Raw genomic sequence first — 22,703 nt, forward strand, 5'->3', positions numbered from 1 at the left:
AGGTATATGCGTCCGCTGGACGCTTCGAACTGATCGGGGCACTTCGAAAATGAGACGAATACTTTGGAAAGCTCGGGTGGAAACTGGCAAATCGCCCGCTGGAGATCACATCGTGACAATCAGCTGCGATGTTACCGATCAGTCAGCTTCCAGCAAATATTCATCAAACAACCATTTGGGACTATTGTCCTGAATATCATGGCTAAAACGGCCCTATATAACAAACCGAAGCGCCGGTACCCGACGAACGGGCACCGACGCTCCGGTGAAATGTATTCAGTTGATCGTGCCGAGGTTACTTGTCAGACCGTGAAGCCGAGTGCGCGCAGTTGCTCGCGTCCGTCTTCGGTGATCTTGTCCGGTCCCCACGGCGGCAACCACACCCAGTTGATCTTCATGTCGGTACACAGATCGCTACGCACAAGTGCGCCGCGTGCCTGGTCCTCGATCACGTCGGTCAACGGGCACGCCGCCGAGGTCAAAGTCATGTCGATCGTGACGACACCGTCGTCTTCGAAGAGTCCGTAGACCAAGCCGAGATCGACGACGTTGATTCCCAGTTCGGGATCGACGACGTCGCGCATCGCTTCTTCGAGTTCGTCGAGTCGCTCAGGCGACGGGACAGTGCCACTGCCCTGTGCGCCACCGAATTCCGCAGTGGAATCGGGATTCGGATTCACCGGAGCGCCGACCTCGGCGTCCTGCACTGGTTGTGTCTCGGTCATGATCCCTGTCCTTCAGTCGTGTCGACCAATTCACTGCTGCTGTCCGCCGTCGTCACAGCACTGCCGTCGACAATCTGGACTACAGCATCCTTGAATGCCATCCATCCGAGCAAGGCGCACTTCACGCGTGCCGGGTACTTCGAGACACCGACGAACGCGATGCCGTCGCCGAGAACGTCCTCGTCCCCCTCGACGGTGCCCCGACTGCTCACCATCTCGTTGAACGCCGTCACCGTCTTCAGTGCGTCGGTGACCTGCATCCCGATGACGAGGTCGTTGAGCACCGACGTCGACGCCTGGCTGATCGAACAACCCTGACCGTCGTACGAGACGTCGGAGACCGTTCCGTCCTCGGAGATCTGGACGCGCAACGTCACCTCGTCGCCACACGTCGGGTTGACGTGGTGCACCTCGGCGCCGAACGGCTCACGGAGTCCGCGGCCGTGCGGATGTTTGTAGTGATCGAGGATCACTTCCTGATACATCTGCTCCATGCGCATGATTCAGTTCAACTCCCCTGCGACACCGAAAAATTCCTGCGCACGCTTGATCGCTGCAACGAGAACATCGATTTCCGCGGTGGTGTTGTAGAGCGCAAACGACGCACGGGCCGTCGCAGCGACACCGAACTTACGATGCAGCGGCCACGCACAATGGTGTCCGACGCGAATCGCGACGCCCTCGTCGTCGAGGATCTGTCCGAGGTCGTGGGCGTGAATACCGTCCACGACAAAGGAAATCGCTCCGCCGCGGTTCTCGGACGTCTGTGGTCCGATGATGCGCAGACCTTCGATCGCCGACAACTTTTCGAGAGCAGCCTCCACCAACACGTGCTCGTGCGCAGCGACGGCGTCCATCCCGAAGGTGTTCAGGTAATCCACGGCAGCGCCCAACCCGACCACCTGTGAGGTCATCGGGACGCCGGCCTCGAAACGCTGAGGCGGCGGCGCGTAAGTGCTGACCTCCATGGTGACCGTCTCGATCATCGATCCGCCGGTGATGAACGGAGGCATCGCTGCCAGCAGTTCACGACGGCCGTAGAGAACTCCGACCCCCGAAGGGCCGAGCATCTTGTGACCGGAGAACGCCGCGTAGTCCACTCCCAGTTCGTGGAAGTCGACCGCCATGTGAGGCACCGACTGGCACGCGTCGAGCACGACGAGTGCACCGACGGCGCGTGCTCGTCGCACCAATTCCTCGACGGGCGCGATCGCGCCGGTCACGTTGGACTGGTGGGTGAACGAAACGACCTTCACCGCGTCCGTCAGCTCCAGCGAATCGAGATCGATCCGGCCGTCGTCGGTGACGCCGTACCACTTGAGCGTCGCACCGGTTCGGCGCGCAAGTTCCTGCCAGGGAACGAGGTTGGCGTGGTGTTCGAGTTCGGTGATGACGATTTCGTCGCCAGGACCGACATGGCGGTCGAAGCGATCGTCACCGAGAACGTAGGTCACCAGATTGAGAGCCTCGGTGGCGTTCTTGGTGAACACCAACTCGTCCGAATCCGCACCCACGAAGGAAGCGATGGTGGCGCGAGCATTCTCGTACGCGTCAGTCGCCTCTTCTGCGAGCTGATGAGCACCCCGGTGTACTGCCGCGTTACACGTGGTCAGGAAGTCCCGTTCGGCATCGAGAACCTGGACCGGACGCTGCGAGGTAGCGCCGGAATCCAAGTACACCAAAGGTTTTCCGTCGCGCACGGTTCGCGCCAGGATCGGGAAGTCGGCCCGAACCGCTGTGACGTCGAGCTCGCGCACCGAGGTGGTCATCGTGATTACGCTCCCTGGGTAGCTGCGGTGTCCGCGGTGAAACGAACGTAGCCGTTGGTCTCGAGCTCGTCGGCCAGCTCCGGTCCACCGGACTCGACGATGCGGCCACCGACGAACACGTGAACGAAGTCGGGGTTGATGTAGCGCAGAATGCGCGTGTAGTGCGTGATCAGCAGAACGCCGCCGTTCTCGCGCTCCTTGTAGCGGTTGACGCCTTCGGAGACGGTGCGCAGAGCGTCGACGTCGAGGCCGGAGTCGGTCTCGTCGAGGATCGCGATCTTCGGCTTGAGCATGCCCAACTGCAGGATCTCGTGCCGCTTCTTCTCGCCACCGGAGAAGCCTTCGTTGACCGAGCGCTCGATGAACGAGGGATCGATCTCGAGCTCGCTGAGGGCTTCCTTGACTTCCTTGACCCAGTGGCGCAGCTTGGGAGCCTCGCCTCGCACGGCCGTAGCGGCGGTGCGCAGGAAGTTGGACATGGAAACGCCGGGAACCTCGACGGGGTACTGCATGGCCAGGAAGAGCCCGGCACGTGCACGCTCGTCGACGCTCATTGCGAGGACGTCTTCACCGTTGAGGGTGATGGAGCCCGACGTGACCTGGTACTTGGGGTGACCGGCGATGGCGTACGACAGAGTCGACTTGCCGGAGCCGTTGGGGCCCATGATCGCGTGGGTCTCCCCCGAGCGGACCGTCAGGTCGACGCCCTTGAGGATTTGGATGGGCTCGGCGTTGGCATCGGAGTTGGCGACCTCGACGTGCAGGTCACGAACCTCGAGGACCGAGGTGGTGGTGTTGTCACTGGTAGACATGAAATTCCTTCAAGATGAGGCGGGCGAGCGTAGCGACGGGGTGGTGTCGCAGGCGGGGCGGTCAGGAGCCGACGGCTGCGAGTTCGGCTTCGACTGCGGCTTCGAGGCGATCGCGCACCTCGGGAACAGCGATCTTGTTGATGATTTCGTGGAAGAACCCACGTACGACCAGACGACGAGCCTGATCCTCCGGGATACCACGAGCACGCAGGTAGAACAGCTGCTCGTCGTCGAAACGTCCCGTTGCACTTGCGTGGCCGGCCCCGACGATCTCACCGGTCTCGATTTCGAGGTTCGGAACCGAGTCGGCGCGGGCGCCGTCGGTCAGCACCAGGTTGCGGTTGAGCTCGAACGTGTCGGTGCCCTCCGCTGCGGCGCGGATGAGAACGTCGCCGATCCACACGGTGTGCGCGTCGGGCTTGCCGGATCCGGGATCTCCCTGAAGCGCACCCTTGTAGACCACGTTGGACTTGCAGTTGGGCTGCGAATGATCCACCAGCAGACGCTGTTCCAGATGCTGGCCGGCGTCGGCGAAGTACAGGCCGAGCAGTTCGGCGTCGCCGCCCGGTCCGTCGTACTTGACGGTGGCGGACAGGCGAACCAGGTCGCCGCCCAGGCTGATCGAGGTGTATCGAAGCACTGCGTCGCGGTTCAGGCGAGCGTGGTGTGACGTCACGTGAACTGCGTCGTCCGCCCAGTCCTGGATGGCCACCACCGTCAGCTGCGCACTGTCACCGAGAACGAATTCGATGTTCTCCGCGAAGGTTCCGCTGCCGCGCTGGTCGATCACGAACGTCGCCTTGGCGAACTGCGCCAGACGAATCTGGGTGTGTCCGTAGGCGACGTTGTCGACTCCGGGGCCGGTCATGGTGACCACGACGGGCTTCTCGACCTCGACCTCGGCGCCAACCGAGATGACCGTTGCCGTCTCGAAGCTCGAATACGCCTGCGCTGCAATGCGATCAGCGGGAACGCCGGCTTTGCCCAGACGTGCGTCGTCACGGCCGACGGTCTCGACGGTGATGTCGCTTCCGCCGTCGACCTCGACGGTGACCTGTCCGTTGGCGACGGCGCTGCCGTCGTGCAATCCCCGGAGACGACGCAGCGGGGTGAACCGCCAGATCTCGTCACGTCCGCCGGGAACCTCGAAAGCATTGACGTCGAACGAAGAGAACTGCTCACCCTTGTTCGTGATGGGTGAGCCTGTGGCTGCACCCTTTACAGGAGCGGTCGGGTTCTCCCCGGCAACAGCTCCGATGACTCCGGTCTCTGGCGTGGTCACTAACCCACAGCCCCTTCCATCTGAAGTTCGATAAGGCGGTTGAGCTCGAGCGCGTACTCCATCGGGAGTTCCTTCGCGATGGGCTCGACGAATCCACGCACGATGGTGGCCATCGCCTCGTCCTCGGTCAGTCCGCGGCTCATCAGGTAGAAGAGCTGATCGTCACTGACCTTCGAAACGGTGGCCTCGTGACCCATGGTGACGTCGTCCTCGCGGATGTCGACGTACGGGTAGGTGTCGCTTCGGCTGATCTGGTCGACCAGCAGAGCGTCACACTTGACGGTCGACTTGGAGCCGTGGGCACCCTTGTTGACCTGCACCAGACCGCGGTACGACGCACGTCCACCACCACGGGCGACAGACTTGCTGATGATGGTCGAGGACGTGTGCGGCGCGAGGTGGAGCATCTTGGCGCCGGTGTCCTGGTGCTGGCCCTCGCCGGAGAACGCAACGGAGAGAACCTCACCGCGGGCGTACTCGCCCATCAGCCACACGGCCGGGTACTTCATGGTGACCTTGGAGCCGATGTTGCCGTCGACCCACTCCATGGATCCGCCGGCCTCGACCTTGGTGCGCTTGGTCACCAGGTTGTAGACGTTGTTGGACCAGTTCTGGATGGTCGTGTAGCGGCAGTGGCCGCCCTTCTTCACGATGATCTCGACGACGGCCGAGTGCAGTGAATCGGACTTGTAGATCGGCGCGGTGCAACCCTCGACATAGTGCACGGAGGCATCTTCGTCGACGATGATCAGGGTGCGCTCGAACTGACCCATGTTCTCGGTGTTGATGCGGAAGTACGCCTGCAACGGGATGTCCACGTGGACTCCCGGCGGAACGTAGATGAACGAGCCACCGGACCACACGGCGGTGTTCAGCGCGGAGAACTTGTTGTCGCCGGCCGGGATGACCGATCCGAAGTACTCCTTGAACAGCTCCGGGTGCTGCTTGAGACCGGTGTCCGTGTCGAGGAAGATGACGCCCTGCTCCTCGAGGTCCTCACGGATCGAGTGGTAGACGACCTCGGACTCGTACTGAGCTGCGACGCCGGCAACGAGGCGCTGCTTCTCCGCCTCGGGGATGCCGAGCTTGTCGTACGTGTTCTTGATGTCCTCGGGCAGGTCTTCCCACGACTCGGCCTGCTTCTCGCTGGACCGGACGAAGTACTTGATGTTGTCGAAGTGAATACCTTCGAGGTCGCTGCCCCAGTTCGGCATCGGCTTCTTGTCGAAGGTGCGCAGCGCCTTGAGGCGGATGTCGAGCATCCACTCGGGCTCGCTCTTCTTGGCGGAGATGTCCCGCACGACAGCCTCGGACAACCCGCGCTGCGCGCTGGCTCCGGCTTCGTCGGAATCGGACCAGCCGTAGCCGTAATGACCGAGGGACGCGATGGTCTCTTCCTGCGTGAGCGGCTCGGTGCCTGCTGCCGCAGTGGTAGTCGCCTGGTCTGATGTGACGGTCATGCGAGCTCCTTCCGGAGTCTTGTTTCTTGACGGCTGCTCGGGCTCAGCGAGGGCTGGTCGCTGTGGTCGAGCAGTTCTGACTTTGAAGAACTAGCTGAAAAATCTCTATTCGAACGCTGCACGGTGGCAACGCTCTGTAGAACACTCTGGTCCGGTCATCTACTCCCGGTGGACACGAGGGGCACGTGCGTCGTGCAGGCGCAGTCACCGTTGGCGATGGTCGCCAGACGCTGAACATGAGTCCCGAGCAATTGCCGGAATGCTTGCTGCTCTGCCTCGCACAGTTCCGGAAACTCTTCTGCCACATGGGAAACCGGGCAATGGTGTTGGCAGATCTGCACGCCGTTGCCGACCGGCCGGGTCGACGCTGCGAACCCCACCGCATTGAAGGCTTCGGCGATTGCGTCCGCTGTCGCCTCGACGTTGTCGACATCTGTCGGATCAGCCGGTTCGACGTCTCCGACGATCGCCTGGACCCGACGCTTGGCGAACTCCTCGATTGCCGCGTCTCCGCCGATTTCACGGAGTTGCCGCATCGCGGCTCCCGCCAGATCGTCGTAGGTGTGGCCGAGGCGGCCTCGGCCGGTCGCGGTGATCTGGAACTGCTTGGCGGGACGACCTCGTCCACGCTGACGCAGCGACGCTGCCGAAGCGGTTCGGGCTTCGCCGGACTCGATCAAAGCGTCCAAGTGACGTCGGACACCTGCGGCACTCAAACCGAGGCGCGTGCCGATTTCGGAGGCGGTAATGGGGCCTTCTTCGAGTAGCAGCTTGACCACTGCGGCCCGGGTCTGGCCTTCGACGCTCACCGTCACCGGATTTGCGGCAGCACTAGGCGAGGTCGCTACAGTGGGCTGACCTGCAACTTCCTTGCTTCGAGGGTCTGACGCATTTCTTTTCACAACACAAGTGTGACGGAATTCTTTTCGCAGGTCTACTAAGGGCAACCTGCATTACATTCGGGAATATCCGGACAACGCACGTTGTTTGTGCTTGTCTGTCCGGCTGGATCGAGCCGCTACGCTGCCTGGTGTGCCGCAGACCCCCGAGAAGACGACGACCGCGCGATCGGCGCGCGCGATCCTGCTGGAAAAACCCAAGGCACTCGCGCTTTCCACGATCGGCGTTCGGCCTTTCGGTTCCGCTCCCCGGCAGAGTATGGCCGCCGTGCTGCACGGCGACGAGGACGAGCGCCCGGGCCTGAACGCGAAGGAAACCGCACAACTGCGAGGGATTCGCCGATTCGGCGCAACCGGCGCGGTCTTGATGGCAGTCGGAGCGCTCGGCGCCGGCGCACAACCCGTCCTGCAGAATCCGACCGCAGGACTTCGAGTCCTCAGCCTTCCCGGACGTATGCCGACGGTCTCACTCACCATGACGATGACCGGAACCGTGCTCGTCGTTCTGGCCTGGCTGATGATGGGCCGATTTGCAGTCGGGGACATACGCAGCCGTTCCGGCGCACCGCGGCGCATGACCCGTTCCCAGTTGGACCGCACACTCCTGCTGTGGATCCTGCCGCTCTCGGTCGCACCGCCGATGTTCAGCCGCGACGTCTACTCGTATCTGGCTCAAAGCGAAATCGCGGCCCGTGGACTCGATCCGTACGCCATCGGCCCCAAGGCGGCACTGGGCGTCGACCACGTTCTCACCCGCACGGTTCCGACGATCTGGCGCGACACCCCAGCTCCGTACGGTCCGTTCTTCCTGTGGCTGGGACGCGGGATCAGCTCACTGACCGGCGACAACATCGTGGCCGGAATCTTCTTGCACCGCTTGCTCGCATTGGCCGGCGTCGCGCTCATCGTGTGGGCGATACCGCGACTGGCCAAGCGATGCGGTGTCTCTGCCGTCAGTTCGCTCTGGCTCGGTGCCGCGAACCCGCTGTTGCTCTTCCACTTGGTGGCCGGCATCCACAACGAAGCGCTCATGCTCGGGTTGATGCTCGCCGGAATCGAGATCGCGCTCCGTGCAGTCGAAGGGTCCGGGCCCATCCGTGGGCGAGCGCTGTTCTATCTCGTTGCGGGATCAGGTTTGATCGCGTTGTCGTCGACCGTCAAAATTCCGTCCTTGCTTGCGCTGGGATTTGTCGGCATGGCCTTGGCTCGGCGTTGGGGTGGAACCTGGAAAGCCTTGACAGGAGCCGCGATTCTCCTGGGCATCGTTGCCGCTGTCGTCACGTTTGTCATCAGCGTGGCCAGTGGGCTCGGTATGGGGTGGATCAACACCCTCGACACCGCTACGGCAGTGCGAAGTTGGATGTCCATCCCGACGCTCCTGGGAGTCGGCACGGGATTGGCCGGTGTACTGCTCGGTCTCGGTGATCACACCACGGCGATCCTCACGATCACGCGGCCGATCGCTACTCTCGTCGCCATGCTCGTCACCGCTCGGATGATGATCTCGGTGTACATGGGCCGCATCCATCCGGTCGGCGGACTCGGCATCGCGCTCGGCGCGATCGTTCTCCTGTTCCCCGTCGTTCAGCCGTGGTACCTGCTGTGGGCGATCCTTCCGTTGGCGGCGTGGGCCACCGCACCGATTTTCCGCATCCCTGCCGTCGTCTTCACCTCGATCGTCAGCGTCATGTTGATGTCCAACGGCGCCGAATACCTTCCGTTCATGATCGTGCAGGCCGTCATCGCGACCATCCTCACCGCCGGAACGCTCATCGTCTTCACCCGCAATTCACTCCCCTGGCGTAGCGACAAGCCAGTAGCGGAGATCACGAAAGGCGGACCGGTAGACGAAGACAACTCGGCGGGGGCTTACGCTGATTCCCCGTGACCTCGAGAGCCTCCAGATCGTCGACGCCGGCGGTACAGATCCAGGGTGTCGTCAAGTCCTTCGACGGTGTTCGAGCCGTCGACGGTATCGATCTCACTGTCGAGACGGCCCAGGTCGTTGCCCTGCTCGGCCCCAACGGAGCCGGTAAGACGACCACCGTCGAAATGTGCGAAGGTTTTGTCACCCCCGATGCCGGCACGGTTCGAGTGCTCGGTCTCGACCCCATCGCCGACTCCGGTGAAGTCCGCTCGCGAATCGGCGTCATGCTGCAGGGCGGCGGCGCGTACCCCGGGTCCAAGGCCGGGGAAATGCTCGACCTCGTGGCCGCATACTCGGCCGACCCGCTCGATCCCGCCTGGCTCCTTTCCAAACTCGGCCTCACCGATGCGCGCAAGACCCCGTACCGCCGCCTCTCCGGAGGCCAGCAGCAACGACTGTCACTGGCGTGCGCGCTGGTCGGCCGTCCCGAATTGGTATTTCTGGACGAACCCACCGCCGGCCTCGACGCTCAGGCACGTCTACTCGTGTGGGAACTCATCGACGCTCTGCGACGCGACGGCGTGAGCGTCCTGCTCACCACACACCTCATGGACGAGGCCGAAGCGCTCGCCGACGAACTGGTCATCATCGACCACGGCAAGATCGTCGCGTCGGGAACGCCGGCGGAGGTCACCAGCAAGGGCGCCGAAGGACAACTCCGTCTGACGACGGTTCCCGGTTTGAGCCTCGATTCGCTGGCCGGTTCACTCGCCGGGTTCCGCATCGAGGAATCCAACCCCGGCACCTATGTCGTCGAAGGTGCAATCGATCCGGCAACCGTGGCGACTGTCGCAACGTGGTGTGCCGATCAGGACGTGCTGATCAACGACATTCGCGTCGATCAACGGAGTCTGGAAGACGTCTTCCTCGAATTGACGGGCCGGGAACTGAGGGGATGACGGAGATCAAGGTCATGAACGAAACAGCGTCGAACGGCCAGAGCAGTCCCATCAGCGTTGCCAGAGACCGACGGCTCGCCGAGAACCGCTTCGAGCCAGGCACCTTCTCGCCGGATCCCCGCCCCAATTCGGCGGCCACGATGCTGGCGGCGCAGACCAAACTGGAGCTGACTCTTCTGCTCCGCAACGGTGAGCAATTGCTGCTCACCATGTTCATCCCGATCACCCTGCTCATCGGACTGTGTCTACTTCCGATCGGCGATTTGGGCGATTCTCGGGTCGATACCGTGCTCCCTGGTGTCATGATGGTTGCCGTGATGTCGACGGCGTTCACCGGACAGGCCATCGCCGTCGGATTCGACCGCCGATACGGCGCGCTCAAGCGACTCGGTGCAACGCCGCTACCGCGGTGGGGAATCATCGCAGGCAAGAGCGCTGCCGTCATCATCGTCGTGGCGCTGCAGTCACTCTTGCTCGGCGCTATCGGTTTGGCGTTGGGATGGCGTCCGTCATTCGTCGAACTTGTACTCGGCGCAGTGGTCATTGCCATCGGTACTGTCACATTTGCAGCGCTTGGCCTACTGCTCGGCGGTACTTTGCGAGCAGAGATCGTTCTCGCGCTCGCCAACATCCTGTGGTTCATCATGGTGGGCATCGGAAGTGTGGTCTTCGCCAGTGGTGAACTCCCGACCGCCGTTCACACGCTGGTCCGCATTGTTCCGTCCGGCGCTCTCGCACACGCACTCGAAGCGGCCCTCGACACCTCGATGGACTGGTTCTCGATTCTCGTACTTCTCATCTGGGCCGCAGTGGCCGGAGTCTGCGCAGCAAGGTGGTTCAAGTTCACGTGAGTACACGACGGACAGCTCAGATCGTCGGCTGTGTGGCCGCAACAGTCATGTTGTGTGCCGGACCCGCAACGGCGACCCCTTCGGTGTCCGGTCCACTCGCACCTGCAAATCCGCACCTCGGTCCCGTCGGTACTTCCACCATGCACGGTGACGCGGGCTCGTCCGACGTCACGCCGCTGCCCGGTCCAGGAACCGGCCCACACGAGGTGACAGCTTTCCCGATGATGGCCGCCTGCCCGACGGTCCTCCAGGGTTCCGACGGCATGATCGTCTCGCTCTGCACGACGATGATCGGCCAGATCCCGACCATCCATTTGATCGATCCGAAGGCCGACGCCACGCCGTTGGGTAGATCCGTAGCACAACTGCCGCTCGCGAAGGGCAGTCTGCTCGGCGGCGTCTACGCCTACCTCGACAACGAGAACCGTCTCGTCGCCGTCGACGGAAACCGTCAACTGGTCCGCATTTCCCATGCGCAGAATCCGGACGGCAGTTGGCGGCTGGAACTCGCGGAGGTCATCGATCTCAGTGGTGCGGTTGCCGCCGACGACAACGTCACCGGCCTCGCTCCGGACTGGGACGGCAATGTCTGGTTCGCCACCGGGCACGGCACCGTCGGGTATGTCGGCGCGGATCGAATCGCGCACAGCATTGCGCTCCCCGAAGGTGAACAGGTGCAGAACAGCATCTCCACCTCCCCGACGGGCACTGCTGTCGCAACTACCCACGCGCTCTACCAACTGAAGCGAAATGGCGACGAGGTCGTCATCGACTGGCGTCAGCCGTACGACCGCGGGCCGGCCCGTAATCCGGGTCAGCTCAGCTGGGGAACCGGATCGACGCCGACATACTTCGGCCCGTCGACGGGCAGCGATTTCTTGACCATCGTCGACAACGCCCACCCGACAGTGAGCTTGCATGTCTATCGCGCTGACACGGGCGCCGAGGTGTGCACGCAGCCGGTGTTGTCCGCTGCCAGCCAGGACGGCTCACCGAGCGGCAGCGAGAACTCCCCCGTCGGCATCGGTCATTCCGTCTACGTCGCCGGCACTTACGGATACCCGTACCCCACGACTCCTGAAGGTGCCGGTCCAGCGGTCCCCGCCACGGCACCCTTCAACGGCGGAATGACCCGCGTCGACATCGATCCAGTCGGCTGCCATGTCGTGTGGGACAACACGATTCGCAGCTCCGCGGTACCCCACCTCTCGACGGCTGACGGCTCGATTTACACGGTGACACGAGACGGTGCTCCGAACACCTCTCCGCTGGACGGTTACTCCTTCGCGGTGATCGACTCGAAGGACGGGTCGCAGATCGGTTCGACTCCCCTGCCGTCGACGATCCTCAACGACACCCTTCAGATGTCGGCACTCATCACCGAGTCGGGCGAGTACTTCCAGGGAACGATCTCGGGAATCGTGCGAGTTCGCGCGAACTGACGCGAGCTGGCCCCAACGACGCGGGGCAGGCGCGGAGCGAGCTGGCCCCAACGACGCGGGGCAGGCGCGGAGCGAGCTGGCCCCAACGACGCGGGGCAGGCGCGGAGCGAGCTGGCCCCAACGACGCGGGGCAGGCGCGGAGCGAGCTGGCCCCAACGACACTGTGTAGTTGATGGGGAACTACGATCGTTGGCGTGGTGAATCGTGTGTATGCCGGATTTTTACGCTTGGTGGATCGACTACCTCTCCCCTCGCTGAAAACGCAGAAAATCATCGCGTTCATCGTGATCCTGACGCAGGGCGGCATCGCTGTCACCGGCGCGGTGGTGCGCGTGACGGACTCGGGACTCGGTTGCCCGACGTGGCCGCAGTGCTTCCCCGGTAGCTTCGTCCCGGTCGGCCACGGACAGGTCGCGGTGATTCACCAAGCCGTCGAGTTCGGCAACCGCCTGCTGACCTTCCTGGTCGTCATCGTCGCCGCTGCGATCGTGCTTGCGGTGACTCGCGCTCGCCGACGCAAAGAGGTGCTTGTCTACGCCTGGATGATGCCGCTCGGCACTGTCGTTCAGGCAGTGATCGGCGGTATCACCGTCCTCACAGGCTTGCTGTGGTGGACGGTCGCCATTCACCTGGTTGCGTCGATGCTGATGGTCTGGGTTGCCACGGTGATGTACGCGAAGATCGCGGAACCCGACGAAGCAACAACTCTGGTCGTGATGCCGAAGCCGCTGCGCTGGCTTACCGCGCTGTCAGGTGTCGCGCTCGCCGGCGTTTTGGTCGCTGGAACTCTCGTAACGGGCGCAGGCCCGCACGCCGGCGACAAGGGGCTGGACCGGACGGTGCCTCGCCTGGAGATCGAGATCGTGACGCTCGTCCATCTGCACTCACAGCTTCTGGTCGGATATCTCGCGCTGGTCGTGGGTCTGACCTTCGGCCTGTATGCGGTCGGGACATCCGCAGCCGTGAAGATCCGTCTGAAGGTCCTGCTGGGACTGATCCTCGCGCAGTCGCTCATCGGTGTCGTGCAGTACTTCACCGATGTGCCGGAAGTTCTGGTGATCATGCACGTCGCCGGTGCGGGACTGTGCACGGCTGCGACCGCAGCAGTTTGGGCTGCGGGTAAGACCCGCCAGTACACGCCGACCAATTCGCCCATACCAGCTGTCTGACGCTTCAAGACACGTGTGGGGCGTAGGAACACCAAAAGGTGTTCCTACGCCCCACACGTCATTTCAGGATTCGTTGCGAGCTTTCGGGAACCGAGTCTGGTTGGCGACCCAACCGGCCATCTTCTTGAAATGGCCTTCCTGCGGGGTGACGATGCTCGTCAGTTCGCGCTCCCACTCGGCGACGGTGACGTTGTCGAAGGACGCGACGACCGCGTTTGCCGTGGCGAGGTCCTCGACGACCTGATCACCGAGGATGCCGTCGGCACCTACGAGGGTGATGCGAACGCCGGCCAGGCCGACCGGCTGGATGACGGCGCTGGCGGAGCCGCCGTGCTCGGCGACGAACTTGGTGATGGCGTTCACCGTGGACTTCGGCAGTTCCGGCGCGGACGGGGTGGCGTCCGACTTCTCGGTATCGGTGCTCATGACTCGACAATACTGGTCGGTAGCCCGGAAGCGACACCAGGCATGGACTGAGCGTCGGCCGCCTCGGGTGTAGAACAGAAACCATGCGAGCCATCTACGTGACCGAGACCGGCGGACCAGAGGTTCTGACTCTGACCGAACAACCCGAACCGACACCAGGCCCAGGCGATCTACTCGTCAAGACCGAAGCGATCGGCATCAATTTCATCGACACGTACTTCCGAATGGGCCAGTACAAGCGTCCGCTCCCCTACATTCCCGGCGACGAGGGCAGCGGTGTCGTCGAAGCTGTCGGCTCCGACGTCTCCGAATTCTCCGTGGGCGACCGGGTCGCGTGGGCCGCTGCCACTGGCAGCTATGCCGAGAAGGTGGCTGTTCCCGCCGCAGTCGCAGTGAAAGTGCCTGACGGTGTCCCGGCATCGGCCGCAGCGTCGGCGCTCCTGCAGGGGATGACGGCGCACTACCTCGCGAAGTCGACGTATCCGATCCAGAGCGGCGACACCGTGCTCGTGCACGCAGGCGCGGGCGGCGTCGGGTTGATCCTGACGCAGATGGCCGTCAGCCTCGGGGCGAGGGTCATCACGACTGTGTCATCGGATGCAAAGGAAGAACTCTCGCGGGGCGCGGGCGCCGCGGAGGTTCTGCGGTACGACGAGGACATCGCAGCGCGAGTCCGGGAGTTGACCGGCGGCGAAGGAGTAGCGGCGGCATACGACGGCGTCGGTGCGACAACTTTTGATTCGAGCTTGGCTTCCGTGCGCATCCGCGGCACTGTCGCGTTGTTCGGTGCGGCCAGTGGCCCGGTTCCGCCCGTCGATCCGCAGCGGCTCAATTCGTCGGGTTCGCTGTTCCTGACGCGTCCGACGCTCGCGCATCACATTCGCACTCGTGAGGAACTGACCTGGCGGGCCGGCGATGTCTTCGACGCCATTGCGGCCGGGAAGCTCGATATTCGTGTCGGCGCCGAGTATCCCCTCGCCGACGCGGCAACAGCGCATCGGGATCTGGAAGGTAGAGCAACGACCGGGTCGATCGTTCTGATCCCCTAGCGAAGTGCTGTGCGCCTTTATTAACCGCCCGCGGTTACTAAAGGCGCACAGCAGAATCAGCTGAGCATGTCGCTGATCGTCTGCAGTCCGAGAACCGAGTCGACAGCGAGGCCGACGAACACGATCGCAAGATAGTTGTTGGACTGCAGGAACAGGCGGAGCGGTTTGACCTGAGCACCACCGCGAACGCTGCGGTACAGCTGATGTGCCATGAGCAGGAACCACGCACCGGCGACGATGGTGATGGCGGCGTAGATGACGCCCGACGCGGGGACGAGGACAAGCGTCGTGACGACCATTGCCCAGCTGTAGAACAAAATCTGCTTGGTGACGTGCTCTTCGGTGGCGATCACCGGAAGCATGGGAACACCGGCAGCTTTGTAGTCCTCTTTGTATCGCATCGCCAGCGCCCAGGTGTGCGGCGGCGTCCAGAAGAAGATGATCAGGAACAGCACGACGGGCTGCCAGCTCAGCGACCCGGTGACAGCGGCCCAGCCCACGAGGACGGGCATACATCCGGCTGCGCCACCCCAGATGACGTTCTGCCAGGTACGACGCTTGAGAACCATCGTGTAGATGAGGACGTAGAACGCGATCGTGATCACGACGAGGATGCCGGCCAAGAGGTTGGCTCGCCACCACAGCCACAGGAACGACGCGAGTCCGAGAAGGAGCCCGAAGACGAGCGCGTTGCGCGTCGGCACCGCCTCGCGGGCCAGCGGACGCTTCGCCGTGCGCTTCATGACCTTGTCGATGTCGGCGTCGACGACGCAGTTGAGCGAGTTCGCACTCGCTGCGCCCATCCAGCCACCGAAGAGGGTGCTGAGAATCAGAACGATGTCGACCGTTCCGCGATCTGCCAGCAGCATTGCCGGAATGGTTGCCACCAACAGCAATTCGATCACTCGCGGCTTCGTGAGCGCGATATAAGCCAGAACCTTGCCCGTTGCGCGACCCCACACCGTATCGGTATTGGTCGCCCGCGGGGCGGCACCTGGGCTGCCGAAGCCATGTCCGCTCGGCTGTTGCCCTGTCCGCACGTTCTCTCCTTGCACCACGCGTTACCGCACTAACTCTTCACGACACACTGCTGACACTGTTCTCTACTACGAACGATGGTAGACCGCAGCCATTGAGGAACCGAATCGACCCGGACAGCCAGGACCATTAGGCTGGGTTACGCAGTGGAGGGACACCCCACCCTCGCAATCCACGTACACCATGTCAGGAGACATCTGCCAGTGTCGATCACAGACGAGATCCACGTCCTCACGCAACCCGTCCACCCCTCGGACTGGACCGACCTGGACACCAAGGCTGTCGATACCGCCCGCGTGCTCGCCGCCGACGCGGTTCAGAAGGTCGGCAACGGCCATCCCGGAACTGCAATGAGCTTGGCGCCGTTGGCATACACCCTCTTCCAGCGCGTCATGCGCCACGATCCTTCGGATGCAGAATGGGTCGGCCGTGACCGCTTCGTTCTCTCCTGTGGCCATTCATCCTTGACGCTGTACACCCAGCTCTACCTGTCGGGCTACGGTCTCGAGCTCGCTGACCTCGAAGCTCTCCGCACGTGGGGCGCACTGACCCCCGGCCACCCCGAGGTCGGCCACACCGTCGGCGTCGAGATGACCACCGGTCCGCTGGGCCAGGGCCTTGCGTCCGCAGTCGGTATGGCGATGGCTGCGCGTCGTGAGCGTGGGTTGTTCGATCCGGAGACCCCGGTCGGCTCCTCCCCCTTCGACCATCACATCTACGTGATCGCGTCCGACGGTGACATCGAAGAAGGCGTTACGTCCGAGGCCTCGTCTCTCGCCGGTGTCCAGGAACTGGGCAACCTCATCGTCTTCTACGACGACAACAAGATCTCCATCGAGCACGACACCACCATCGCTCTCGGCGAAGACGTCGGAAAGCGATACGAGGCATACGGCTGGCACGTTCAGCACGTCGAAGGTGGCGAGAACGTCTCCGGCATCCTCGACGCGGTTGCCGCGGCCAAGGCCGTCGTCGATCGTCCCTCCATCATCTTGCTCCGCACCATCATCGGTTTCCCGGCTCCGAAGAAGATGAACACCGGCGACGTCCACGGCTCCGCTCTCGGTGCCGACGAAGTTGCAGCGGTCAAGGAAGCCCTCGGCTTCGATCCGGCCAAGTCCTTCGACGTCGACGCCGACGCCCTGGCTCACGCCCGTGAGGTCGTCTCCCGCGGCGCCGACGCACGCAAGGTATGGCAGGTCGAGTTCGACGCGTGGGCTGCACGTGAGACCGAGCGCAAGGAACTCTTCGACCGCCTGTTCGCCGGTGAGTTCCCTGCCGGCTGGGCCGACGCTCTCCCGACCTACGAGGCCGACGCCAAGGGCGTTGCGACTCGCAAGGCCTCCGGTTCGGCGCTCAACGCGCTCGGACCGATCCTGCCCGAGCTGTGGGGCGGCTCCGCCGACCTCGCCGGCAGCAACAACACCACCATCAAGGGCGCAGATTCGTTCGGCCCGTTCTCCATCTCCACAAACGACTGGAATGCGCAGCCTTACGGCCGCACGCTCCACTTCGGCATCCGCGAGCACGCGATGGGCTCGATCCTCAACGGCATCGCGCTTCACGGACCCACCCGCCCGTACGGCGGAACCTTCATGGTCTTCTCCGACTACATGCGTCCGGCGGTTCGCCTGGCCGCACTGATGAAGACTGCCGTCACCTACGTCTGGACCCACGACTCCATCGGTCTCGGCGAAGACGGCCCGACCCACCAGCCGGTCGAGCACCTCGCTGCTCTTCGTGCGATCCCGAACCTCGCCGTCGTCCGCCCGGGTGACGCCAACGAGACCTCTTTCGCATGGCAGGCAGCACTCGAGAACAAGACGGGCCCGACGGCTCTGGCACTCACGCGCCAGGACATCCCGGTTCTCGAAGGCACCAAGGAGAAGGCTGCCGAGGGTGTCAAGCGCGGCGCTTACGTCCTCGTCGACGCAGCCAACGGTTCGCCCGAGGTCATCTTGCTGGCGACCGGTTCCGAACTGCATCTGGCCACCGAGGCTCGCGAAACCCTCGAAGCTCAGGGCGTCGCAACCCGCGTCGTTTCCGTGCCGTGCCTCGATTGGTTCCTCGAGCAGGATCAGGCGTACCGCGACGAGGTCATTCCGCCCGCCGTGCGCGCGCGTGTGTCCGTCGAAGCCGGCATCGCGATGCCGTGGTGGCGCATCCTCGGCGACGCCGGTCAGGCCGTCTCGCTCGAGCACTACGGCGCTTCCGCCGATTACAAGACCTTGTTCCGGGAGTTCGGCATCACTGCCGACGCGACTGTCGAAGCCGCGCAGCGCTCCCTCGCAGCTGTGAAGGGATGATCTCGATGACACAGAACGTGAATACCGAAAAGCTCTCCGCTGCAGGCGTTTCCATCTGGCTCGACGACCTCTCGCGGGATCGCATCCAGTCCGGCAACCTGCAGAACCTCATCGACACGAAGTCGATCGTGGGTGTCACGACCAACCCGTCGATCTTCCAGGCGGCACTGTCCAAGGGATCGGCGTACGACGCTCAGGTCCGTGAGCTCGCACAGCGCGGCGCCGATGTCGACGCCACCATCACCGCGGTGACCACCGACGACGTGCGTGCTGCGTGCGACATCCTGGCTCCGCAGTTCGAGGCGTCGAACGGCGTCGACGGTCGCGTGTCCATCGAAGTTGATCCTCGCCTGGCACACGACACCGACGCCACCGTCGCGCAGGCGATCGAGCTGCACAAGATCGTCGATCGCCCGAACGTCCTGATCAAGATTCCCGCGACGCTGGCAGGCATTCCCGCCATCGCCAAGGTGATCGGTGAGGGCATCAGCGTCAACGTCACCTTGATCTTCTCGGTCGAGCGCTACGAGGCAGTCATGGGCGCATACCTGGAAGGTCTGGACACCGCCAAGGCTGCCGGCCGCGACATCTCGTCCATCGAGTCGGTCGCCTCGTTCTTCGTCTCCCGCGTGGATTCCGAGATCGACAACCGCCTCACGGCAATCGGCACGCCGGAAGCCCTCGAGCTTCGTGGCAAGGCTGCACTCGCAAACGCACGTCTGGCGTACAACGCGTACCAGCAGATCTTCGAGGTGCAGCCGCGCTTCCAGGCTCTTCTGGCCGACGGCGCCAAGGCTCAGCGTCCGCTGTGGGCGTCGACCGGCGTGAAGAACCCGGATTACCCCGACACTCTCTACGTCACCGAGTTGGTTGCGCCGAACACGGTCAACACCATGCCGGAGAAGACGCTCGACGCTCTCGCCGACCACGGCGAGATCACCGGCGACACGATCTCGGGCACCGCTCAGAAGTCACAGGCGGTCTTCGATCAGCTCGCTGCAGTCGGCATCGATCTTGCGGACGTGTTCAAAGTCCTCGAGACAGAGGGCGTCGACAAGTTCGAGGTGTCCTGGAACGAGTTGCTCGACGCAACCGCCGAGCAGCTCCGCGCAGCAACCCAGAAGAGCTGAGCCTGTGAGCGATTCCGCGGCGGCATCAGATTGGGTGAATCCCCTTCGGGACAGCACCGACAAACGGCTTCCGCACATTGCGGGGCCCTGCGCCCTGGTGATTTTCGGTGTTACCGGCGACCTTGCCAGGCGCAAGCTCATGCCCGCCATCTACGACCTCGCCAACCGTGGACTGTTGCCGCCCGGATTCGCTCTGGTCGGGTTCGCCCGGCGTGACTGGACGGACGAGGACTTCGCGAACGTCGTCCTCGAAGCAGTCAAGGACGGCGCTCGCACCAAGTTCCGTCAGGACGTCTGGGAGAGGCTCGCCGAAGGTATCCGGTTCGTGGAGGGCAGTTTCGACGAGGCCGAGGCCTTCCAGAACCTGTCCGACACGTTGGCCACGCTCGACAACGAACGTGGTATCGGCGGCAATCACGGTTTCTACCTTGCGATTCCGCCCAACGCGTTTCCTCAGGTGCTCGAGCAACTGTCGGCGTCGGGCCTCGCGCAGGCCGAGGACGGTCAGTGGCGACGAGTCGTCATCGAGAAGCCGTTCGGCCACGACCTCGAGAGCGCTCGCGAACTGAACGCCGTCGTCAACAAGGTGTTCCCCGAGGACACGGTCTTCCGTATCGACCACTACCTCGGTAAGGAAACCGTCCAGAACATTCTGGCTCTGCGCTTCGCGAACCAGTTGTTCGATCCGATCTGGAACGCGCACTACGTCGACCACGTTCAGATCACGATGGCCGAGGACATCGGCCTCGGTGGACGCGCGGGGTACTACGACGGCATCGGCGCGGCCCGTGACGTGATCCAGAACCACCTGCTGCAGTTGCTCGCGTTCACGGCGATGGAAGAACCCATCAGCTTCGAGCCGCTCAATCTGCAGGCGGAGAAGATCAAGGTCCTCTCGGCTACTCGCCTTGCCGAGCCCCTCGACGAGACCACCGCCCGCGGCCAGTACGCGGGCGGCTGGCAGGGTGGGCTGCCGGTGGTCGGGCTCCTCGAAGAAGACGGCTTCGCAGCGGACTCCATCACGGAGACCTTTGCCGCCATCACCCTCGAGGTCGACACCCGCCGCTGGGCGGGTGTGCCGTTCTACCTGCGCACGGGCAAACGACTCGGACGCCGTGTCACCGAGATCGCGGTGGTGTTCAAACGTGCACCGCACCTACCGTTCGACAAGACGATGACCGAAGACCTCGGCCAGAACGCTCTGGTCATCCGCGTGCAGCCCGACGAGGGCGTCACCATGCGGTTCGGCTCGAAGGTTCCCGGATCGAGCATGGAAGTCCGTGACGTCAACATGGACTTCTCGTACGGCCAGGCTTTCACCGAGTCGTCTCCGGAGGCGTACGAGCGGCTCATTCTCGACGTGTTGCTCGGCGAGCCGTCTCTGTTCCCGGTGAATGCCGAAGTCGAATTGTCTTGGGAGATCCTCGATCCCGTCCTCGAGCACTGGGCTGCCGGCGGTAAGCCGGAACCCTACGAGGCCGGAACGTGGGGACCACCGTCTGCGGACGAAATGATGCAACGCACCGGACGCGAATGGAGGCGACCCTAGTGATTCTCGATTTGCCGTCCACCACCACGGTCCAGGTCAGCAAGAAACTGGTCGAGGTACGTAAGACCGGCGGCGCTGTCACCTTGGGACGAGTGTTGACGCTCGTCGTCTGCACCAGGGACACCGGGAATGCCGAGGAAGCCATCGAGGCCGCCAACGAAGCAAGCCGCGAGCACCCATGCCGCGTCATCGTGCTTCTGCGTGGCGACGAGCAGAGTGAGCCCAGGCTCGATGCTCAGATCCGTGTCGGCGGGGACGCCGGCGCCTCGGAGGTTGTCGTGTTGCGTCTCTACGGTCCGCTTGCGGATCACGAGAGCAGCGTCGTCATCCCGTTCCTGCTCCCCGATACACCGGTAGTCGCGTGGTGGCCCCTCGAGGCACCCGAGATTCCGGCCAAGGATCCCGTCGGGAAGCTCGCGATACGGCGCATCACCGATGCCACCGGCGCCCCCGATCCGACCGCCACCATCAAGGGGCGACTCGCGTCGTACACCGCCGGCGATACCGATCTCGCCTGGAGTCGCGTCACCTACTGGCGCGCGCTCCTCGCGTCGGCTCTCGATCAGCCGCCGCACGAGAAGATCACCTCAGCGGTGGTCTCCGGTCTCAAAACCGAACCGGCACTGGATATTCTCGCCGGTTGGTTGGCGGCCAAGATCGACGGTCCGGTCATTCGACGTACGGGTGAGCTGACGGTCGAGTTGAAGCTCGAGACCCGCAGTATCTCCATCAGTCGTCCGCAGGAGGGCACGACCGCTACGTTGATCCGCACCGGCCAGCCTGACGCGCTGGTTTCTCTGGGTCGTCGAGAGACACGCGATTGCCTCGCCGAGGAATTGCGTCGGCTCGATCCGGACGAGATCTACGAAGAAGCTCTGGCCGGATTGGAGAAGGTGACCTATGAGTGATGTTGTCGTGGAGAAGTTTTCCGACGCCGGCCAACTTGTCGACGCTGCCGCCGCACGCCTGGTCACGACCATCGTCGATGCCCAGAAGGCTCGCGGGTTTGCGTCCATCGTGCTGACTGGCGGTGGAACCGGCATCGCACTTCTCGAGAAGTTGCGTGAAGCTCCCGGCGACATCGACTGGTCGCAGATCGATCTGTACTGGGGCGACGAACGGTTCCTGCCGTCCGGCGATCCCGAGCGGAACGAAGTGCAAGCACGTGAGGCGCTTCTCGATCATGTGCCGGTCGATCCCGACAGGGTACATGCGATGGCCGCATCCGACGGTATCTACGACGGTGATCCACACGGGGCGGCGACGGCGTACGAACAACTGCTGGGCGCCCAGGCACACGGGAATCAGGTTCCGACGTTCGACGTGCACCTGCTCGGTATGGGCGGCGAAGGACACGTCAACTCGTTGTTCCCGCATACCGACGCTGTTCGCGAAGAAGCGCGTTTCGTAGTCGCGGTGACGGACTCCCCCAAGCCGCCACCGGTGCGGATCACCCTCACGTTGCCTGCTGTTCGGCGAGCCAAAGAGGTCTGGCTGCTCGTCTCGGGTGCTGCAAAGGCCGAGGCCGTTGCCAAAGCCGTCGGAGGTGCTTCGGCCGACGACTGGCCGTCCGCCGGCGCCACCGGTTTGGTTGCGACACGTTGGTTCCTCGATTCGGACGCTGCCTCGCAGCTTCCCTGATCTGATTTCACAGATCTGATTTCACAGATCTGATTTCACACCGGTCGGGAATCGTCTTCGGGCGATTCCCGGCTTGGTGGTACGTCGACGACTTCCTCACCGTGGCGACTTTCGACTACCCGCCGAGTCCGGATCCGATGCGAATTTCCTTTTGACGGAACGGAACTCAATCCCGAGATCCCGTTTCTCCAACCAGCACTGCGCCCCACACAACGATCCATCTCTCCCCTACCTCCTTCATCCGAGTGATTACTACCTTGGACGCCGCGAAGTAAGGTTCGGTTCCGCAGATCGCGTTCACTCTTGAACGAAGCAATCCAGGCGAGAAC

The 22,703-nt window shown here is 63.4% G+C and carries 20 protein-coding genes; 11 read left to right on the plus strand and 9 right to left on the minus strand.

The window, feature by feature from the left end:
• Nucleotides 1–302 precede the first annotated feature (302 nt).
• From G4D79_RS19975 to G4D79_RS20005, 7 genes are all read right to left on the minus strand, one after another.
• A complete protein-coding gene (locus G4D79_RS19975) occupies nt 303–725 on the minus strand; it encodes a metal-sulfur cluster assembly factor (RefSeq protein WP_003944963.1) in 423 nt (140 codons plus the stop codon).
• On the minus strand, nt 722–1,225 hold the full coding sequence (gene sufU, locus G4D79_RS19980) for a Fe-S cluster assembly sulfur transfer protein SufU (protein WP_003944894.1): 504 nt from the start codon (nt 1,223–1,225) through the stop codon (nt 722–724). Before sufU ends, G4D79_RS19975 begins: the two co-directional genes overlap by 4 nt.
• A 3-nt stretch (nt 1,226–1,228) precedes the next feature.
• Complete coding sequence (locus G4D79_RS19985) at nt 1,229–2,494, minus strand: cysteine desulfurase (protein ID WP_003944865.1); 1,266 nt, start codon at nt 2,492–2,494, stop codon at nt 1,229–1,231.
• 5 nt (nt 2,495–2,499) lie between these two features.
• Nucleotides 2,500–3,306 (minus strand): Fe-S cluster assembly ATPase SufC, encoded by an 807-nt coding sequence (gene sufC / locus G4D79_RS19990; RefSeq protein WP_003944795.1) that lies wholly within the window; start codon nt 3,304–3,306, stop codon nt 2,500–2,502.
• A gap of 61 nt (nt 3,307–3,367) precedes the next feature.
• Nucleotides 3,368–4,588, minus strand: coding sequence for a Fe-S cluster assembly protein SufD (sufD, locus tag G4D79_RS19995; RefSeq protein WP_042919809.1), 1,221 nt, complete (start codon nt 4,586–4,588; stop codon nt 3,368–3,370).
• Entirely contained in the window at nt 4,588–6,048 is a 1,461-nt protein-coding gene (sufB, locus tag G4D79_RS20000; RefSeq protein WP_003944799.1) for a Fe-S cluster assembly protein SufB, read from the minus strand. Before sufB ends, sufD begins: the two co-directional genes overlap by 1 nt.
• Nucleotides 6,049–6,203: 155 nt before the next feature.
• Nucleotides 6,204–6,950, minus strand: a complete 747-nt coding sequence (locus G4D79_RS20005) for a metalloregulator ArsR/SmtB family transcription factor (RefSeq protein WP_076948451.1) — start codon at nt 6,948–6,950, stop codon at nt 6,204–6,206.
• A 130-nt stretch (nt 6,951–7,080) separates the two neighbouring features.
• Here G4D79_RS20005 and mptB point away from each other — a divergent pair, with 130 nt between their 5' ends.
• From mptB to G4D79_RS20030, 5 genes are all read left to right on the plus strand, one after another.
• Nucleotides 7,081–8,835 carry a polyprenol phosphomannose-dependent alpha 1,6 mannosyltransferase MptB gene (mptB, locus tag G4D79_RS20010; RefSeq protein ID WP_214514299.1) on the plus strand — a complete coding sequence of 585 codons (1,755 nt, stop codon included), beginning with the start codon at nt 7,081–7,083 and terminating at the stop codon, nt 8,833–8,835.
• Nucleotides 8,832–9,773: an ABC transporter ATP-binding protein gene (locus G4D79_RS20015; RefSeq protein ID WP_007727917.1), complete on the plus strand. Its 942-nt coding sequence runs from the start codon at nt 8,832–8,834 to the stop codon at nt 9,771–9,773. Before mptB ends, G4D79_RS20015 begins: the two co-directional genes overlap by 4 nt.
• Before the next feature lie 14 nt (nt 9,774–9,787).
• Entirely contained in the window at nt 9,788–10,624 is an 837-nt protein-coding gene (locus tag G4D79_RS20020; protein WP_374223444.1) for an ABC transporter permease, read from the plus strand.
• A gap of 47 nt (nt 10,625–10,671) precedes the next feature.
• Nucleotides 10,672–12,066, plus strand: coding sequence for a hypothetical protein (locus G4D79_RS20025; protein WP_250887919.1), 1,395 nt, complete (start codon nt 10,672–10,674; stop codon nt 12,064–12,066).
• Between the two features lie 194 nt (nt 12,067–12,260).
• Complete coding sequence (locus tag G4D79_RS20030; RefSeq protein ID WP_021332987.1) at nt 12,261–13,235, plus strand: heme A synthase; 975 nt, start codon at nt 12,261–12,263, stop codon at nt 13,233–13,235.
• 63 nt (nt 13,236–13,298) lie between these two features.
• On the opposite strand, the gene G4D79_RS20035 is transcribed toward G4D79_RS20030, so the two are convergent.
• The gene (locus G4D79_RS20035; protein WP_003945032.1) at nt 13,299–13,661 is read right to left on the minus strand and encodes a hypothetical protein; all 363 of its coding nucleotides are present in this window, start codon (nt 13,659–13,661) and stop codon (nt 13,299–13,301) included.
• Between the two features lie 83 nt (nt 13,662–13,744).
• On the opposite strand from G4D79_RS20035, the gene G4D79_RS20040 reads away from it, so the two are divergent.
• Entirely contained in the window at nt 13,745–14,710 is a 966-nt protein-coding gene (locus tag G4D79_RS20040; protein ID WP_214514302.1) for a quinone oxidoreductase, read from the plus strand.
• 56 nt (nt 14,711–14,766) lie between these two features.
• Here the strand turns inward: G4D79_RS20040 and G4D79_RS20045 are convergent, their stop codons facing one another.
• A complete protein-coding gene (locus G4D79_RS20045; RefSeq protein WP_003944994.1) occupies nt 14,767–15,750 on the minus strand; it encodes a heme o synthase in 984 nt (327 codons plus the stop codon).
• A 201-nt stretch (nt 15,751–15,951) separates the two neighbouring features.
• Between G4D79_RS20045 and tkt the strand changes: the two genes are divergently transcribed.
• Genes tkt through pgl form a run of 5 tightly spaced genes read left to right on the plus strand, consistent with a single transcriptional unit; the run spans nt 15,952 to nt 22,374 of the window.
• Nucleotides 15,952–18,054, plus strand: coding sequence for a transketolase (gene tkt / locus G4D79_RS20050; protein WP_214514303.1), 2,103 nt, complete (start codon nt 15,952–15,954; stop codon nt 18,052–18,054).
• A 5-nt stretch (nt 18,055–18,059) separates the two neighbouring features.
• Nucleotides 18,060–19,184 (plus strand): transaldolase, encoded by a 1,125-nt coding sequence (gene tal / locus G4D79_RS20055; protein WP_165639254.1) that lies wholly within the window; start codon nt 18,060–18,062, stop codon nt 19,182–19,184.
• Between the two features lie 4 nt (nt 19,185–19,188).
• Nucleotides 19,189–20,733: a glucose-6-phosphate dehydrogenase gene (gene zwf, locus G4D79_RS20060; RefSeq protein WP_003944956.1), complete on the plus strand. Its 1,545-nt coding sequence runs from the start codon at nt 19,189–19,191 to the stop codon at nt 20,731–20,733.
• Nucleotides 20,733–21,641 carry a glucose-6-phosphate dehydrogenase assembly protein OpcA gene (gene opcA, locus G4D79_RS20065; protein WP_003944921.1) on the plus strand — a complete coding sequence of 303 codons (909 nt, stop codon included), beginning with the start codon at nt 20,733–20,735 and terminating at the stop codon, nt 21,639–21,641. The genes zwf and opcA overlap by 1 nt, the downstream gene beginning before the upstream one ends.
• Complete coding sequence (pgl, locus tag G4D79_RS20070) at nt 21,634–22,374, plus strand: 6-phosphogluconolactonase (RefSeq protein WP_030536405.1); 741 nt, start codon at nt 21,634–21,636, stop codon at nt 22,372–22,374. Before opcA ends, pgl begins: the two co-directional genes overlap by 8 nt.
• The last annotated feature ends 329 nt before the right edge of the window (nt 22,375–22,703 follow it).

The sequence above is a fragment of the Rhodococcus sp. WY5 genome, assembly GCF_018588185.1.
GTDB lineage: Bacteria > Actinomycetota > Actinomycetes > Mycobacteriales > Mycobacteriaceae > Rhodococcus_F > Rhodococcus_F qingshengii.

What these genes read in the sequence shown, in the direction of transcription:
- G4D79_RS19975 (WP_003944963.1), bottom strand. Translation starts at nt 725, where the DNA reads ATGACCGAGACACAACCAGTGCAGGACGCCGAGGTCGGCGCTCCGGTG.
- sufU (WP_003944894.1), bottom strand. Translation starts at nt 1,225, where the DNA reads ATGCGCATGGAGCAGATGTATCAGGAAGTGATCCTCGATCACTACAAA.
- G4D79_RS19985 (WP_003944865.1), bottom strand. Translation starts at nt 2,494, where the DNA reads ATGACCACCTCGGTGCGCGAGCTCGACGTCACAGCGGTTCGGGCCGAC.
- sufC (WP_003944795.1), bottom strand. Translation starts at nt 3,306, where the DNA reads ATGTCTACCAGTGACAACACCACCACCTCGGTCCTCGAGGTTCGTGAC.
- sufB (WP_003944799.1), bottom strand. Translation starts at nt 6,048, where the DNA reads ATGACCGTCACATCAGACCAGGCGACTACCACTGCGGCAGCAGGCACC.
- G4D79_RS20020 (WP_374223444.1), top strand. Translation starts at nt 9,788, where the DNA reads ATGAACGAAACAGCGTCGAACGGCCAGAGCAGTCCCATCAGCGTTGCC.
- G4D79_RS20025 (WP_250887919.1), top strand. Translation starts at nt 10,672, where the DNA reads ATGTTGTGTGCCGGACCCGCAACGGCGACCCCTTCGGTGTCCGGTCCA.
- G4D79_RS20035 (WP_003945032.1), bottom strand. Translation starts at nt 13,661, where the DNA reads ATGAGCACCGATACCGAGAAGTCGGACGCCACCCCGTCCGCGCCGGAA.
- G4D79_RS20040 (WP_214514302.1), top strand. Translation starts at nt 13,745, where the DNA reads ATGCGAGCCATCTACGTGACCGAGACCGGCGGACCAGAGGTTCTGACT.
- tal (WP_165639254.1), top strand. Translation starts at nt 18,060, where the DNA reads ATGACACAGAACGTGAATACCGAAAAGCTCTCCGCTGCAGGCGTTTCC.
- pgl (WP_030536405.1), top strand. Translation starts at nt 21,634, where the DNA reads ATGAGTGATGTTGTCGTGGAGAAGTTTTCCGACGCCGGCCAACTTGTC.